This is a genomic window from Gordonia jinghuaiqii (genome assembly GCF_014041935.1).
GTDB classification, from domain to species: Bacteria; Actinomycetota; Actinomycetes; order Mycobacteriales; family Mycobacteriaceae; genus Gordonia; species Gordonia jinghuaiqii.
Genome location: NZ_CP059491.1, coordinates 2,767,947 through 2,783,036, shown reverse-complemented (window position 1 = coordinate 2,783,036; position 15,090 = coordinate 2,767,947). Strand labels below are relative to the sequence as shown.

Annotated in this window: 12 protein-coding genes; 7 read left to right on the top strand and 5 right to left on the bottom strand. The window is 67.3% G+C overall.

Translation table 11 applies throughout. The features are described from left to right. Window positions 1-75 precede the first annotated feature (75 nt). The 4 genes from H1R19_RS12350 to H1R19_RS12335 all read right to left on the bottom strand — a co-directional run bounded on the left by H1R19_RS12350 (window position 76) and on the right by H1R19_RS12335 (window position 6,076). Window positions 76-738, bottom strand: coding sequence for an HAD family hydrolase (locus H1R19_RS12350; protein ID WP_219849165.1), 663 nt, complete (start codon window positions 736-738; stop codon window positions 76-78). Next, entirely contained in the window at window positions 735-3,404 is a 2,670-nt protein-coding gene (locus tag H1R19_RS12345) for an NAD-dependent epimerase/dehydratase family protein (protein ID WP_219849164.1), read from the bottom strand. The genes H1R19_RS12350 and H1R19_RS12345 overlap by 4 nt, the downstream gene beginning before the upstream one ends. 72 nt (window positions 3,405-3,476) lie before the next feature. Continuing rightward, window positions 3,477-5,807, bottom strand: a complete 2,331-nt coding sequence (locus tag H1R19_RS12340) for an acyl-CoA dehydrogenase family protein (RefSeq protein WP_219851634.1) — start codon at window positions 5,805-5,807, stop codon at window positions 3,477-3,479. Between the two features lie 71 nt (window positions 5,808-5,878). Then, a complete protein-coding gene (locus H1R19_RS12335) occupies window positions 5,879-6,076 on the bottom strand; it encodes a ferredoxin (protein WP_188330248.1) in 198 nt (65 codons plus the stop codon). A gap of 148 nt (window positions 6,077-6,224) precedes the next feature. On the opposite strand from H1R19_RS12335, the gene H1R19_RS12330 reads away from it, so the two are divergent. The 6 genes from H1R19_RS12330 to H1R19_RS12305 all read left to right on the top strand — a co-directional run bounded on the left by H1R19_RS12330 (window position 6,225) and on the right by H1R19_RS12305 (window position 12,843). Next, window positions 6,225-7,451 (top strand): cytochrome P450, encoded by a 1,227-nt coding sequence (locus tag H1R19_RS12330; RefSeq protein ID WP_219849163.1) that lies wholly within the window; start codon window positions 6,225-6,227, stop codon window positions 7,449-7,451. A gap of 97 nt (window positions 7,452-7,548) precedes the next feature. Beyond that, window positions 7,549-9,081 (top strand): pyruvate, phosphate dikinase, encoded by a 1,533-nt coding sequence (locus H1R19_RS12325; RefSeq protein ID WP_219849162.1) that lies wholly within the window; start codon window positions 7,549-7,551, stop codon window positions 9,079-9,081. Continuing rightward, a complete protein-coding gene (locus H1R19_RS12320; protein ID WP_219849161.1) occupies window positions 9,078-10,763 on the top strand; it encodes an AMP-binding protein in 1,686 nt (561 codons plus the stop codon). The genes H1R19_RS12325 and H1R19_RS12320 overlap by 4 nt, the downstream gene beginning before the upstream one ends. A gap of 24 nt (window positions 10,764-10,787) precedes the next feature. Then, the gene (locus H1R19_RS12315; protein ID WP_219849160.1) at window positions 10,788-11,396 is read left to right on the top strand and encodes a MarR family transcriptional regulator; all 609 of its coding nucleotides are present in this window, start codon (window positions 10,788-10,790) and stop codon (window positions 11,394-11,396) included. A gap of 53 nt (window positions 11,397-11,449) precedes the next feature. Continuing rightward, window positions 11,450-12,601 (top strand): amidohydrolase family protein, encoded by a 1,152-nt coding sequence (locus H1R19_RS12310; RefSeq protein WP_188330243.1) that lies wholly within the window; start codon window positions 11,450-11,452, stop codon window positions 12,599-12,601. Beyond that, a complete protein-coding gene (locus H1R19_RS12305; RefSeq protein ID WP_188330242.1) occupies window positions 12,598-12,843 on the top strand; it encodes a hypothetical protein in 246 nt (81 codons plus the stop codon). The genes H1R19_RS12310 and H1R19_RS12305 overlap by 4 nt, the downstream gene beginning before the upstream one ends. Before the next feature lie 168 nt (window positions 12,844-13,011). Here H1R19_RS12305 and H1R19_RS12300 read toward each other — a convergent pair whose 3' ends face one another. After that, a complete protein-coding gene (locus tag H1R19_RS12300; RefSeq protein WP_219849159.1) occupies window positions 13,012-14,451 on the bottom strand; it encodes a carotenoid oxygenase family protein in 1,440 nt (479 codons plus the stop codon). Between the two features lie 69 nt (window positions 14,452-14,520). On the opposite strand from H1R19_RS12300, the gene H1R19_RS12295 reads away from it, so the two are divergent. Then, the gene (locus H1R19_RS12295; protein WP_188330240.1) at window positions 14,521-15,087 is read left to right on the top strand and encodes a TetR/AcrR family transcriptional regulator; all 567 of its coding nucleotides are present in this window, start codon (window positions 14,521-14,523) and stop codon (window positions 15,085-15,087) included. The last annotated feature ends 3 nt before the right edge of the window (window positions 15,088-15,090 follow it).

Genomic DNA, 15,090 nt, shown 5'->3' with positions numbered 1-15,090 from the left:
GATGGTCTCGCTCGCGGGTCTCGGACCTGCTCGGCCCGGGCGGTAAGTGCAGCCGAATCGTCTGCGGCGGTAGCGTTACTCGGCCGCCCGCGGTGACGGTGCCGGTGGTACGACGCCCAGCTCGGTGAGCCGTTGCCGTAGCTCCGCGGTGCTCGTGAACGCAACCGTCGCCATTCCGAGATCGGCTGCGGGCGGCAGGTTCTCCTCGAAGTCGTCGATGTAGACGACTTCGGGACCCTCGCAGGACAAGCGTCGCAACAGTTCCCGGTAGATCTCCGGATCAGGTTTGCGCACGCCGACATCGGCGGAGTTGAGGATGAACGCGAAGCTGTCGACCGGCAGCGTCGAGGCGAGGTGGTCCCGATTCTCCGCCACGTTGTTGGTGAGGACTGCCAGCGTGTAGTGCCCACTGAGTTCGGCGACGAGGTCGAGCATGGGCTGCCGCAGGGTACGGCTGTCGGCCATCGCGGCACCCAGTTGACGGATGTCGATCTCTGCGCCGTGCTCGTCGCGGACCCGGAGGCAGACGCCCTTGAGGAAGTCGCGGACCGACAGTTCGCCACGCTCGACCTTCGCGAACTCCACGTCGCCGCGCACGAACCGGTCGAGCGTCGTCTCCGGGAGTCCGAGCTCACCGCTGTAGCGCCGGAGCCCCGACAGCGGTGACTCGGTGAGCACCCCGGACCAGTCGAAGACGACTGCGCGGATCGTCGTCGTGTGGGTGGTGGTCACGGTCATCCCGGATGGGACACGAGAGTCTGATCGGCGGGCCCGACCTCCAGGACGGTGATGGTTCCGGCCGTGCCGTCGACCTCCACGAGTGCACCGTGCGGGATCCGGGTGGCAGCGACCTGCGTGTCGACGACACATGCGACGCCGAACTCGCGCGCGACGACCGCCGCATGCGACATCACCCCGCCGATGTCGGTGACCACCGCAGCGACGTGACCGAACAGTGCGGTGTATCCGATGTCGGTCACGTGGGCGATCATGATCTCCCCCGGTTCGACGTCGTCGATGGTGTCGGGTTCGACGAGCCGGGCCCGCCCGACGACCTTGCCGCCACAGATCCCGATGCCGTCGAGCTTCTCGCCCGCCTCGAGTGGCTTGAGGACCTCGGCAGCCTCCCACTTCTCGGCGAAGATCGGCGGCATGTGCAGCTGAGCGAGCCTCTCGCGCTCCGCCTTTCGTGTCGCGATGATCTCCCGTACACCTTCAGGCGGATCGACCAGGACGCCGAGCGTCAGGTGGAACAGATCGTCGGGTGCGTCGATACGGCCCTGTCCGACGAGCCGGCGACCCTGTTCCCGGACGAGCCTGCGCATGATCCAGGTGAGCCGGACGCAGCGATCCCGGTTCTGTTCGCGCTGGGTCAGCAGTTTGGCCGCGATCTTCTGGGGCATCGACAGCTCGCGGGCCGTCGCACTGTGCGCAGGTGCGGCGTCGACGCCGGACGCGGCACGACCGACGGTGACCAGGAAGCTGTGAACGTCATCGGAGAACGACCTGGCGGCGAACTCGGATTCGGCCGGTCCGCGATGCCCGAACCGGTCCAGGGCGATCTGTACCTTGCGCCAGAAGTCGGGAGCCCGCTGTTCGACACGTTCGGGCAGGCCCGGTGAACGGTCGCCGAGGATCGCGACGATATCGGCATCGGCCGCCGCAGCCCGGGCCAGTTCCCGGACACCACGCAGCGTGGCACCGCTTTCCAGGTCGTCGCCGAGGTCCAGGTTGTCGTCGGACTTCTTCGAGGCGATCGTCAACGCGGCGCCGCTGACCAAGTTGACGACGCCCTGCACCGTCCAGGCGTATGCGAGCAGATCTCCGCCGAGCAGGAGCACCTGCCGCAGCTTTGCATCCGACATCGTGTCGAGCTCGTCGAGGAATGCCTCCAGACGTGCGGTCTGCGAACGGACCTCGGCGACGTCGCGTTCGGCCGAACGGACCAGGGACACCACGCGCACACCCACTGCCGCAGCGGTCTTGGCCTTCGTCACAGCCGACTGGGTGGGTGAACGGTAGGTTCCCTCGATGGCCGACTGTCCACCCGGGAGTTCGTCGGCGTGGGTGCCGGTGAACTGGGCGGCGAGCTCCTCGGGGTTGGTTCCGGGCATCACGAGCGACACGTGATAGGTCGCCGAGGCGTTGATGTACATGCGGTGGGCGTGGACGGCCTGCAGCCGTGCCGATGCCTCGGTCCGCAAAGCTCCGGGGAGGCCGAGCAATTCCGCGACAGCGGAGGTGGTTCCGCGCAGCGCTCGGCCCTGTACGTCGAGGGTGAGTGCGGTCGACGGTCCGGGCAACGCCTCGGCGAGATTGGTCTGGGAGTACACCGGGAACCGGCGATCGATCGGGGTGTCGAACTCGCCGCGAAGATCCGCGGGACCCGAATAGTCAAGGGGCGCACCGTCAGCGGCGGGTGCATCGGCTGCGACGATCTGGTGGAGGTACGGGATGCGTCCGCTGGCGGCGGCGACGCGACCCTTTCGGGTGGTGCGTCCCACCACCGCGAGTCGGGTGTCGAGGACCGTCTCGGGCCCGTCCCAGACGGCGGTGAATCCCCACTTCTCGTGCAGCTCGGTGAGGTCGCCCATGGGCATCCGGAGCGCCGCGGCCACCTCGCCGGCGGTGATGTGCAGCATGCCACCGGCGATCTTCGCCGCATTGATCATCGCTCCCCGGGGGAGCTCGAGCAGTGTGCGGTCGAGCATCTCGGCGATGCGGCGCTGACTGACCGGCCCGTCGGCGGCGAGGTTGACCACCCCCTCCCGCTCGGAGGTGATCGCCTCGGCGAGGAATGCCGCGACATCGTCGTGATGGATGACCTGCCAGGGATATTCGGGTCCCTTGGCGCCGATGTGGTGGCCGCCCGCGAGGTTCTCCTGGAGCCGGTTGTCGGTGCCGCGGCCGAGGATGATCGCCGCCCGCACGAGTACCGATGACAGCGACGACTGTTCGAAGAGTCGCTCACACTCGGCCTTGTGAACCGCATAGGGCTGGTCGGGATGCGGTGTGGCACCGCTCGCCTCGGTCCGCGCGGGCTCGTGCGGACCGAGGCGCGGGCCGTAGACGGTGACCGATGAGAGGAAGATCGCCCGCCGGACGCCTGCCTTCTCGGCCGCCGCGATGAGTTTGCGGGTGCCGCCGACATTGGTTCGCTCCATCTGCTCGAGGCCCTCACGGGCATCGAGCATGAAGGCGCAGTGGATGACGGCATCGACACCGTCGAGTGCCTCTGACAGCACTGCGTCGTCGCCGATGTCACCGCGGACGTGCGTGACCTGACGAGGCAGCTCCAGTGGCGCGCTTCGGCTGAGCCCCACCACGTCGTGGCCGGCTCCGACCAAACGGGCGGCGGTGGTCCGGCCGACCAGGCCACTGACCCCGGTAATCAATACGCGCACAAGCGACCCTCTCATCACATCGGCTCAGCCACACAAGGTTCACCAAGTGTACTTCGTCGCCTGGGGCTGTGGTCAGCGTTTCGTCGACAGAAGGTGTCGTGCCGCCCGATCGCGCAGCGCGTCGGCACCACCGGCGAGGACCGCGTTCGATCGAGCGCGGCGCAGCAGCAGGTGGGCCGGGTGCTCCCAGGTGAATCCGATGCCGCCCAGCACCTGGACACAACTCTCGGTGGACGTGACCGCACAGTCGATCGCCGACGCGACCGCGAGGTCGACCGCACAGTCGAGGTCGGGATCGTGGTGAGCGGGGATGGCGTCGGTACCCGCGGAGTCGCTGATCGTTGCTGCGACGCCCAATATCTGGTTGCGCGCACCCTCCACGGCGACCGCTGCGTCGGCGAGCCGGTGCGACACCGCCTGGAAGGAACCGATCGCTCGCCCGAACTGCTCGCGCTGCCGCGCCCACTCGACGGCGAGATGCAGCGCGCGTGCCGCGACACCGACCGAATCGGCTCCGAGTGCGAGTAGGGCGATCGGGCGGGTTCGGGCGGCGACCCGGATCGTCTGGGCGCCGTCGGCCACCACCGTGGCCGGGGTGCCGTCGAACACGACGGTCCCGATCGTCGAACTACGGTCGAGCGCCTGCTGCGCCCGGACGGACACGGACTCGGGGCGGCGGTCGGCGAACACCAGGACCGGACCGCCGTCGTGTCGCGCGAGGACCAGGAATCCGTCGGCGACGGGGGCGCCGGACACCAGGGGCTGCTCGCCACGCAGGGTCATCCCGTCCCAGTGCGGAACCGATGCATCGGGGTGTGGCGACATCTCATGCCAGGGTGGCGTCGTGCACACGATGATGCTTCCAGATGTCATCTCGCGCACTGGTTCCGAAGCGCGGGCGGCGTGCAGTGCCGTCGTAGCGATCACCGCCGGAAGCAGGGGCACCGGCGCGAGCACCTTCGCACACTCCTCGACCGCCGCACACAGCAGCCGCAGGTCGGCGCCACCGCCTCCGGCCGCGGTCGGGAGGTGTAGCGCCGGGAGTCCGAAACCCACCAGATCCGACCACAATTCGCGATCGGTGGCGTCGACGGCGCGTGCCCGGTCGAGCAGCTCGGCGGGATCCACCGCCGACTTGAGGACGCCGGCGAGCACGGCCCGCAACTCGCGCTCATCGTCGTCGGCGACCGTCATCGGCTCACCCGCCGCCGCGGCAGCGCGACGATGATCGGCGGCGGATTCGTCGGCGCCCTCGCCGCGCGACGACGGGAGCCCGAGGACCTTCTCGGCGATCGTGTTGCGCTGGATCTCCGCTGTTCCCGCGCCGATCGTGGTGGCGCGACTCATCAGGTACCCATAGGTCCAGCGGCCGCCGTCGAAGGCGCCCTCGGCACGCGAATCGAGAACGCCGGCAGCCCCGGTCGCGCGGAGCGCCAGTGCGTGCAGGCACTGCTCGAACTCGGACTTCACCAGCCGGTTCACCGAGGCGACGGCCCCCGGGTCCTGACCGCGTAGCACCGCCGCGAGCGCTCGCGCCCCGTTCTGCGCCACCGACTGCACGCCGATCTCCAGGCCCGCGACCTGCTGACGGATCATCGGATCGTCGGCGAGCCCCCGCTGGACGATCAGGGCCACGACGCGGTCGACGGTGTGGCGATAGCGGAACTCGTCGGCGAGAAACGCGGTGGCGCGTTCGTGGCCCAGGGAGGTCCGCATGATCGACCAGCCCTCTCCCTCCGGCCCGACCCGGTTGGACACCGGCACGCGCACCTCGTCGAAGAAGACCTCCGCGAAATGTGCGGCGCCACTGATGTCGCGGAGTGGGCGGACGGTGATCCCCGCGCTGTTCATCGGGATGAGGAGATAGCTGATGCCCGCGGTGGACCGCTTGGCCCCCGGCTCCAGCGGTGTGGTGCGGACAAGGGCGAAGATCCAGTCCGCGCGATCGGCCTGAGTCGTCCAGATCTTCTGGCCGGTGACCACGTAGTCGTTCCCGTCCCGTACGGCCCGGGTCGTCAGCGATGCCAGGTCACTGCCGGCCGCCGGCTCCGAAAAGCCCTGGCACCACAGTTCATCCGCACGTAGCAGCGGCGTCAGGAACCGATCCTTCTGTGCTGCGGTGCCGTGCGCGATGAGTGTCGGCGCCAGGATCATCGACAGCGGGCACGGGTGCGACGGCACCTTGGCCGCGGAGGTGATCCGGTAATAGTCGAGCAGGTCCTCGAGTGCCAGGTCGAGGCCGCCGACCGCACGCGGCCACGCCGGAGCCGCAAGCCCATGGTCGTCGAGCTCGGCCTGCCAGTCGCGGGCCCGCTGATAACGGTCCTTCGACACGTCGGTAGGCCGGGAGCGGTAGTCCTCGATGAGCGCGGTGAGGCGCGCGCGCCAGTCGTCGGTGGACATGGGGCTGCGGGGCACACGATCGCGGGACACAGGATCGCCGGGCACAGGATCGACGGATTCGGAGTCGGTGCTCACGCGTCGCCCTCGAGACGCAGAGCACGTTCCGGGCAGGCGTTGACGCCTGCACGCGCCGCGACGAGCCTGCTGTCCGGAACCTCCTGGTCGTCGACGAGGCTGAAACCCTCGTCGTCGATCGGGAAGAGGCCAGGGTCGGTGGCATAGCACTGGGCGTGACCGACGCAGAGATCTCGGTCGAGTCGCAGTCTCACGTCGTGGGCTCCTCGGTGCACTGAACGGGCGGCGTCGATTCGTCCGCGCGACCGCGAACGAGTTCCCAGAAGGGTAACTAAGTTAGCGATGCCAGTGGTAGCTTTGGTGCAGCGAACACCGTGCCACGAGACTGCGAGGCAACCACCGATGTCCCAGATCGCGCCCACCACCGACGACCACGAGACCACCTTCGACCACCGCACCGACGAGACGATCCGCGCCGACCAGTTCGGTCGCTGGGACGAACTCCGCGACCGGTGTCCGATGCAGGTGAACCGCACCGCCGCACCCCGGCCGGTCTGGTACGCGCTCGGCTACGACGAGGTCCTCACAGCCTTCCAGGATTGGGAGACGTTTTCGAGCGATTCGCTCGAAGCGTTCGAACCCGACGAGGCCTACGAGAAGAAGACTCGGTGGATCCCGGTCGAGATCGACCCGCCGATGCACACCGAGTACCGGTCGCTGATCTCGTCACACTTCGGGCCGAAGGCCATCGCCGATCGCGCCGACAGTATCCGGGACCTCGCGTGCGGCCTGATCGACGCGCTGGCGGCCAAGGGGCAGATCGAGTTCGTCTCGGAGTTCGCCAAGGACCTGCCGACCCGGATCTTCCTCGACATCATGGGCATGCCGATCGACGACGCACCCATGCTGCTGGCGTGGATCGACTCGCTGATGCACACCAAACCCGAAGACGACCCCGACTTCGCCATCCGCCTCGGAGTGCGGCGCAAGGTGATGGGGTACCTCGCCGGCATCATCGCCTCCCGTCGCGCCGAGCCACGCGACGACCTCATCACGATCATCGTCTCCGAACCCCTCAAGAGCGGCCGGACGATGACCGACGAGGAGGCGCTGTCCATGACCTTCCAGCTCTGGATGGCCGGACTCGACACCGTCGCCAACGCGTTGGGGTACACCTTCCGCTATCTCGCCGCGCATCCCGAGCAGCGTGCGCTCATCGTCGATGGCACAGTGAACCCGCGCGAGGTCACCGAGGAGATGCTGCGGGTGCGCTCGGTGGTCAACACCAGCCGGGTCGTGACCGCCGACACCGAGTTGGGCGGCTGCCCGGTCAAGGCCGGCGACCGCGTCATCCTCTCGACGGCCGCCGCCAACCGGGACCGCACCGAGTTCGAGGATGCCGACCAGGTTGTCTTCGGCCGAAGCCCCAACCGGCACATCGCCTTCGGTGCGGGCAGGCATCGCTGCCTCGGCTCACATCTGGCGCGCCTCGAACTCGAGATCGTGATCGAGGAGTGGCACAAGCGAATCCCCGACTATCGGGTGCCCGGTGACGCGATCATCACCGACCATGTCGGGTCGGTGTCGGGACTGACCGCGCTCCCCTTGGAGTGGGACGTCACCGACTGACGTCGATCACGGTCTGAGACAACGTGGGACAAGTACTGAGGAGGCGAGGACGATAGCTACCGCGACGCGAGACCGCCACGGCAGCGGGTTGGTCCAGGTGATCCGGCTCGACGGGTCGGTGCAACTCGATCGAACGCTCGTCGGGAACAAAGGTTACGGCCTCGACGCCATGCGTCGGCACGGTCTGCCCGTACCGCCGGCCTTTGTGATCACCACCGCCGCGTGCCGTGAGTGGCAGCAGGATCCGCAAGCGGCGATGGACTGTATCTGGCCACAGGTGCTCGACGCGGTCCAGTGGCTCGAGTCCGAGACCGGCCGTACGTTCGCGCAGGGTCCCCATCCGCTTCTGGTGAGCGTTCGCAGCGGCGCCGCCCAGTCGATGCCCGGAATGATGGACACCATCCTCGATCTGGGCCTCGACGAGGCCGTCCACGCCGCGCTGGCCGCCGAATGTGGTGAGGCGTTTGCCGCCGACACGCACGAGCGCTTCCGCCACATGTACGCCAAGATCGTTCTCGACGGTGGCGGAGACGTTCCCGCCGCTCCCGCAGATCAACTTCACGGTGCCATCGAAGCCGTCTTCGAATCGTGGAACACCAGCCGTGCCAAGACCTACCGGCGTCACCACGACCTCGACGACGCCGCCGGAACCGCAGTGGTGGTGCAGGCCATGGTGTTCGGCAATCTCGACGACCATTCCGGCAGCGGTGTCCTGTTCAGTCGGAATCCGATAACGGGTGCGCCGGAACCCTTCGGCGAATGGCTGGCGTGCAGCCAGGGAGAGGACGTCGTCGCGGGCACTCACAGCTGCGACCCCATCGACACCCTCGGCGACCTTCTCCCCGACGTCCACCGGCAACTTCTCGACAGCGCCACGACACTCGAAGGTCTCGGTACGGACGTGCAGGACATCGAGTTCACGGTCGAGGCGGGCAAGCTGTGGATTCTGCAGACCAGAAATGCGAAACGTTCTGCCGCAGCGGCGGTCCGGTTCGCCCTCGCGCTTCGCGCCGAGGGTGTCATCGATGACGCCGAGGTCATCCGCCGCGTCGAACCCGGACACATCGAGACGTTGCTCAAGCCTGCCCTGCAGCCCGAGACCCGTTTGGCTGCGCCACTTCTGGCGACGGGGTTGCCCGCCTGTCCCGGTGTTGCCAGTGGTGTGGTCATCACCCACCCCGATGAGGTCATCGAGGCTGCCGACGATCAGGATGTGGTCCTGGCGCGCGCCACCACGAGTCCCGACGACATCCACGGCATGCTTGCCGCGGTCGCGATCATCACCGAACTAGGCGGAGCGACGTCGCACGCGGCCGTCGTCAGCCGCGAGATCGGGCGGCCCGCGGTGGTCGGCTGTGGCGCGGGAACTGTGGAATCGTATGCCGGACAGGTCGTCACGGTGGACGGACACACCGGCGAGATCCGCGCCGGTGCGCTGGAACTGACCGCCTGGAAGATCTCCGACAGTCCGGAACTGATCGAACTGGAGACGATCATCGACGCGGTGCACCCCTCATCGGCCGATGACACACCGCTGTCGGCGAAGCTGGCCGCGGCGCGCGAATCGCTGGCCGGAATGAGTTCCCCCGGCGACACCTCGTCCGCAGGCGTCCAGGGAACCACCGCATGACCGCCGTGACCGAGCCCCCGGGCACTCCCCGGGCCGCGGCAGCCGCACCTGTCGCGGCAGAGCCACCCGTCTGGGGAACCGCCGCCCGGACAGACACTGTCGTGAACATCATCGAGCGAGCGGTCGACGAGTCCGGCGACTCGGTGTTCCTGGACTTCTCCGGCGTGCAGCTGACCTATCGCGAGATCTGGGACCTGGCGCTACGACGAGCGAGTGGGCTTCGCGCGCTCGGCGTCGGCCCCGGGGACACCGTGCTGTGCCTGCTGGACAACAACTCCGATGCGGTCGTGTCGTGGTTCGCCGCCAACGCTCTCGGTGCGGTGTGGGTGCCGGTCAACACCGCCCTCAAGGCCGACTTTCTGCGCCACCAGGCGTCAGACTCCGGCGCTGCGGTCGCCATCGTCGAAGGCGACTACGCCGGACGATTCGTCGACATCGAGGCCGGCCTCCCGGAACTGACCCACCTCGCCTACCGCGGCGGCACCGCCCCCGACGGTCTGACGCGCGTGACGGCCCTGCCCCTCGCTGACGTCGACGCCGCCGGTGACGCCGCACCCGTCGGGAAGCCGATACCGGCGGACTACCGCGATCTGTCCATGCTGATCTACACCTCGGGTACCACCGGGCCGTCGAAGGGCTGCATGATCAGCCACAACTACGCGGCCAACCTCGCGGCGACGAGCGCGGCCAAACGCGATCGCAGCCACACACTCTGGACGCCCCTGCCGCTGTTCCACCTCAACGCTGCCGCGACGTCGGTGCTGGCGACCGCGGTCAACCAGTCGACGCTGGCCATCGCGCCGCGATTCTCGGTGTCCAACTTCTGGCCGGAGGTGGAACGCACCGGCGCACGACGCGTCTCGATCCTCGGTGTGATGATCTCGCTCATCGCCTCGATGCCCGACACCCCCGAGATGGTGCGGTGTCACGGACAGATCGTGCAGGTCGGTGGCGCACCGTGGACTCCCGAGCTCATCGAGATCTGGCAGAGCCGGTTCGGGGTGCAGTCGGCGGGCAGTGCGGTGTTCGGCCTGACCGAGGCCACCTACATCACGAGCACGCCCACATCGATGGCGCCGCCGCTCGGCTGCGCGGGGCGGCGCAACAACGACTTCGATGTCCGCATCGTCGACGACGAGGACAACGAGCTGCCCGACGGTCAGCCCGGCGAGATCATCCTGCGGCCGCGTCGGCCGCACATCATGTTCGAGGGCTATTGGCGTCGGCCGGAGGCCACACTCGCGGTGACCCGCAACCTGTGGTTCCACACCGGAGACGTGGGCCGGTTCGACGACGACGGGTGGTTGTGGTTCGTCGACCGCAAGAAGGACTACCTGAGGCGTCGCGGCGAGAACATCTCCAGTTTCGAACTCGAGCGCACGTTCCGGAGCCATCCCGACGTGACCGAGGTCGCGGTGCATGCGGTGCCGTCGGAGTTCACCGAGGACGACATCAAGGTCACGGCGATCCTGGTCGAGGGTTCCGCACTGACCGAGGAGCAATTGTGCGCCTGGTCGCTGGACAAGCTGCCCTACTTCGCGGTGCCGCGTTACATTGAGTTCCGGCGTGAGCTGCCGAAGAACGCGACCGGCAAGGTCCTGAAGTACCAGCTGCGCGATGAGGGTGTCACCCCCTCGACCTGGGTCATCGACTCGTCAGATCTGACGATCGTCAAGCGCTGAAACGATTCGGAGAGAGTGCAGAGGATGTCGGAAATCGATGTGCTGCAGGCAGTTCGGCTCAAAGGCCGGGCGACGGTCGAACAGCTCGGGTCGACCACCGGGCTGGCCGCCGATGATCTGCAGGCCACGCTGGATGCGCTTATCGCCGGGGAGCACGTCATCGCCAAGGGGCCGCTCGTCCGCATCAGCGACACCGGTCGTGGGCGGCTCGCCGAGCTGCTCGCCGTCGAACGGGCCGGCGTCGACGCGGAGGCCTTCGCCGCCGCGTACTCGTCGTTCCGAGAGATCAACGGCGACTTCAAGGCTCTCATCACCGACTGGCAACTTCGTGACGGGCAACCCAACCCCCATGACGACGCCGAGTACGATTCCGCGGTCCTGGCACGCCTGCCCGTGATCCACCGGCAGGTGTCGACCGTGGTCGACGCGGCGGCCGCTCAGGTCCCGCGTCTCGCTCGCTACCGGACCAAGCTCGACGATGCGCTGGCCAGGGTCTCCGCGGGCGACACCACGTGGCTGGCCAAACCGATCGCCGACTCGTACCACACCGTGTGGTTCGAACTGCACGAAGAACTGATCCTCGCCGCGGGCCTCACCCGCGACGCCGAAGCGCAAGCGGGACACGCACAGTGAGCACTGTCGTGCGTGCACCCGACGTCCACCTGACCTGAGGAGTGGCATCCATCGTGCCGTTGCAGGACCACATGCAGTTGATCTCCACCGACGACCACCTGATCGAGCATCCGAAGCTCTGGCAGGACAGGCTGCCGTCGAAGTACCTCGACGCCGGACCGCGCATCATCGAGCGCGTCATGAACGAGGGCAGACCCCCGGCGCAGGTGTGGCAGTGGGAAGACCGCATGTACCCCTACATCGGTCTCAACGCAGTCGCCGGAAAGAAGCCCGAGGAGTACGGCGCCGAGCCGGTCCGCTACGACGACATGCTCCCCGGCTGTTACGACCCGAAGGCCCGGATCGAGGACATGGACATCGACGGTGTCCACGGGGCGTTGTGCTTTCCGTCGTTCCCCAAGTTCGCCGGCACCGTCTTCCTCCAGGGTGAGGACAAAGACCTCGCGCTGCTGTGTGTTCAGGCGTGGAACGACTACGTGCTCGACGAGTGGTGTCCCACCGCACCCGACCGCTACATCCCGATGACGATCATGCCGCTGTGGGACGTCGACCTGTGCATCGCCGAGATCGAGCGCACGGTGGGCCGCGGGGCGCGGGCGATCGCCTTCGTGGAAAACCCGGTCCCGCTGGGCCTTCCGTCCTTCCACACCGATCACTGGGACCGCTTCTTCTCGGCGTGCGAAGCGAATGAGCAGGTGCTGTCGATCCACTTCGGGACGTCGGGCAAGCCGCCGATCACCGCACCAGAGGCGCCCATGGCGGTGATGATCGCGCTGTTCGGCTGCAATTCCATGTACGCCACCGCCGACCTGCTCTTCTCGCCGGTGTTCCATCGGCATCCCGACATCAAGTTCGCGTTGAGTGAGGGCGGTATCGGCTGGGTGCCGTATCTGCTCGAACGGATCGACGCCACCTGGGAGAAGCACCGCTACTACCAGAACATCAACCAGACGGTCCGGCCGTCAGATCTGTTCCGCAAGCACATGTTCGGGTGCTTCATCGAAGATCAGCACGGCATCGACAACCGGTACTCCGTGGGCATCGACAACATCACCTGGGAGTGCGACTACCCGCACAGCGACTCCAACTGGCCCAACAGTCGCAAGGTGGTCGCCGAGCAGATGATCAACGTGCCCGACGAGGACGTACACAAGATGGTCGAACTCAACGCCCGCAAACTGTTCCGGTTCGAACGCGCATCATGACCGAACGTCGTGACCACGAACTGGTCGAGCAGATCCCGGCCGCCGACTGGGTGGACCAGGACCTGCTCACCCGGGAGATGTCGGCCGACCTGCTGCGCGACGAGATCGTCGCGGAGGAGGGCCGCCTCGCGGGGCTGGCAGACAGCGAGCTGTCCGAGTCCGACCGCGCCGCTTCCGAGCAGCTGATCCGTAGGCGGATCGACGCGATGAATGCAGCCCGCGCAAGGTATCTGGAGGGGTAGCACGGCTTGACCTCGATACGGTCCTCGGCTTGCGCCTCGGACCTACTCGGCCAGCGGAAACAACCGCTGGTTGGCGATGCCCCTCCCGCTGGTTGAACGGTGTCCTTTCCTGCTGGTTGAGCAGGCGACGAGCGCAGCGAGGGGCCGTGTCGAAGCCAGCCAAGCCGCTCAATCGCCCATCGGCTGGTACGCACCATGAAACGTCATCGGTACGTGGTGGCTGAGCGTGGCTGTCGCGACCGGACCGTCGCTGGGGCGCTGGGCATCGAGGATGATCAGTCGTGAACGTTTGTCGTCGGGATGGTGTTCGAGACTGAGTAGCCAGCCGCGCCCCTCGCCGGGGTTCTCGGGGTCGGCGGCGAAGAGCGGCTCGCAGATGGTGTTGCCGGGCGTCGTGTAGCGGTCCTGTGTACCGGTCGTCGTGTCGACGGTGGTGATCGAGTCCGGGTCGCCGCCGCGCTGCGAGGCCTCCGACAGATAGGTGTATCGATGTGTCGTGGTGACCACGCGCGGATCCACCTGTGGGAACTCGCATCCGAGCTCGTTGAGCTGTTCGCGCGCAACGGTTTCGGTGTTCCGGTTGATTCGAAGCCGTGTCAGCGTGCCACCGAAGGCCGGTCCGGCTTTGTCGCGGAAGTTGCACAGGTAGTTGTTCCACCGCGCCCAGCCGCCGGCCGGGTCGTGGGCGACGATGTCGACGACGGTCTCGGGTCCGGCCTCATAGGCGTTGGCGACGTGGAAGTGGAACAGCGCGTCGTAGTCGATGCGCGTGGGCTTGCCGCCGTCGCGGGGTACCAGCACGATCGTGGTTCCCAGCTCGGGCTTGTAGGACAGCGCCTCTCCGAACGGGCGCATCCCGAGTGCCACCGGGATGGGCCGGCTGACCACGAGCGGTCCCAGGACGAACACCAGGTGGCGTTCGGTGAGGGCGAAGTCGTGCACGAACCCGAGCTTCGGGATCGGGACGTTGCCGACGGTGGTGAGCCGACGCGCGGCGTCGAGCCGGTAGCAGCGGATCATCGGGCGCGGAAAGAAGTCCAGCCCGAAGTTGAAGACCTCGCCGGTGCGCGGGTCGGTCTTGGGATGGGCAGAGAAGGCGCCGATCCGCTTGAGTGCGCCGCCGAACGACTCGCTGCCGTAGGTCTCGAGGGATTCGGCGTCGAGGCGGTGCGGACGTCCACCCTCCCACAACGTGTAGAGCACGTCGTCGTGCACCAGAACGCTGGTGTTGGAGAGGTTCTCGGGGAATCTGAGTACGTTGGCCAGTGGTCCGCCGACGCGCTGCGTGTTGAATCCCTTGGGCGGCAACTGGGTCTCGTTGGCGCGCCGAAAGCTACGAGTGCGGACATACCGGTTTCGGTAGTGAATCCGGTCGGGGGAGATCTCGATGCGCGAGACCATGCCGTCGCCGTCGAAGATGTGGCTCATCGGATGCCCGCCGATCTCGAAGCGGCCGGGTCCGATCCGGTACAGGACACCGCGCAGGGAGGCCGGTATCTGCCCGTCGATGTCGTCGACGACATAGTCGAACTCTTGATGCTGGGAGTCCCACGGGGACTCACCGCCGGTCTCGCGGGAGGTGGTCCCGGTTTCGCCTGACACAGACATGTCAGCAGAGTCTCACAGGTGAGACAAATCATGCAAGGGTGTCGCATGGTGGTGTTCTAGGATGGCGGGATGTCGAGCGGAGAGGACCTCACGGGTGCGGCGCGGGCCGTAGCGCGTCGGGTCGGTGTCGGTGCGCTGACCCTCGCCGCGGTCGCCAAGGAGGCCGGCATCAGCCGAGCCACCATCTACCGGCGATACGCGTCCCGCGATCAGCTCATCTCGGCGGTGCTGACGTCGGAACTCGACGAACTCGAGCGGGTGATGTTGTCTCGCTTACGCTTTGCCGACGATCCGCGCGACACGATCTACATGCTCGTGCGCGAGGTACTCGACTACAATGCCCGCAACGACCTCGTCCAGGCCGCGCTTCGGTACGACGCCGCGTCGCTCACGCCGTGGCTCATCCGCCGGGAGGGGCACCCGACGCTGATCGACATCGTGACCGATCGTGCGCTCGCCTTCATCAAGGAGTCACCAGTCGCGGGCTATCTGGCGCCCAGCCCCGAAGCCGCCGTGGAGTTCATGGTGAGTGCGGTGTGCGCCGAGTTGCTCTCGCCGGCGCGGTTTCTCACGCACGCCGACATCGCCACGCACATCACCGATGCGATCTACCGTCCCAGCACTGATGGTCCCTGAGTC

What these genes read in the sequence shown, in the direction of transcription:
- H1R19_RS12330 (WP_219849163.1), top strand. Translation starts at nt 6,225, where the DNA reads ATGTCCCAGATCGCGCCCACCACCGACGACCACGAGACCACCTTCGAC.
- H1R19_RS12350 (WP_219849165.1), bottom strand. Translation starts at nt 738, where the DNA reads ATGACCGTGACCACCACCCACACGACGACGATCCGCGCAGTCGTCTTC.
- H1R19_RS12305 (WP_188330242.1), top strand. Translation starts at nt 12,598, where the DNA reads ATGACCGAACGTCGTGACCACGAACTGGTCGAGCAGATCCCGGCCGCC.
- H1R19_RS12340 (WP_219851634.1), bottom strand. Translation starts at nt 5,807, where the DNA reads ATGTCCACCGACGACTGGCGCGCGCGCCTCACCGCGCTCATCGAGGAC.
- H1R19_RS12300 (WP_219849159.1), bottom strand. Translation starts at nt 14,451, where the DNA reads ATGTCTGTGTCAGGCGAAACCGGGACCACCTCCCGCGAGACCGGCGGT.
- H1R19_RS12320 (WP_219849161.1), top strand. Translation starts at nt 9,078, where the DNA reads ATGACCGCCGTGACCGAGCCCCCGGGCACTCCCCGGGCCGCGGCAGCC.
- H1R19_RS12315 (WP_219849160.1), top strand. Translation starts at nt 10,788, where the DNA reads ATGTCGGAAATCGATGTGCTGCAGGCAGTTCGGCTCAAAGGCCGGGCG.
- H1R19_RS12295 (WP_188330240.1), top strand. Translation starts at nt 14,521, where the DNA reads ATGTCGAGCGGAGAGGACCTCACGGGTGCGGCGCGGGCCGTAGCGCGT.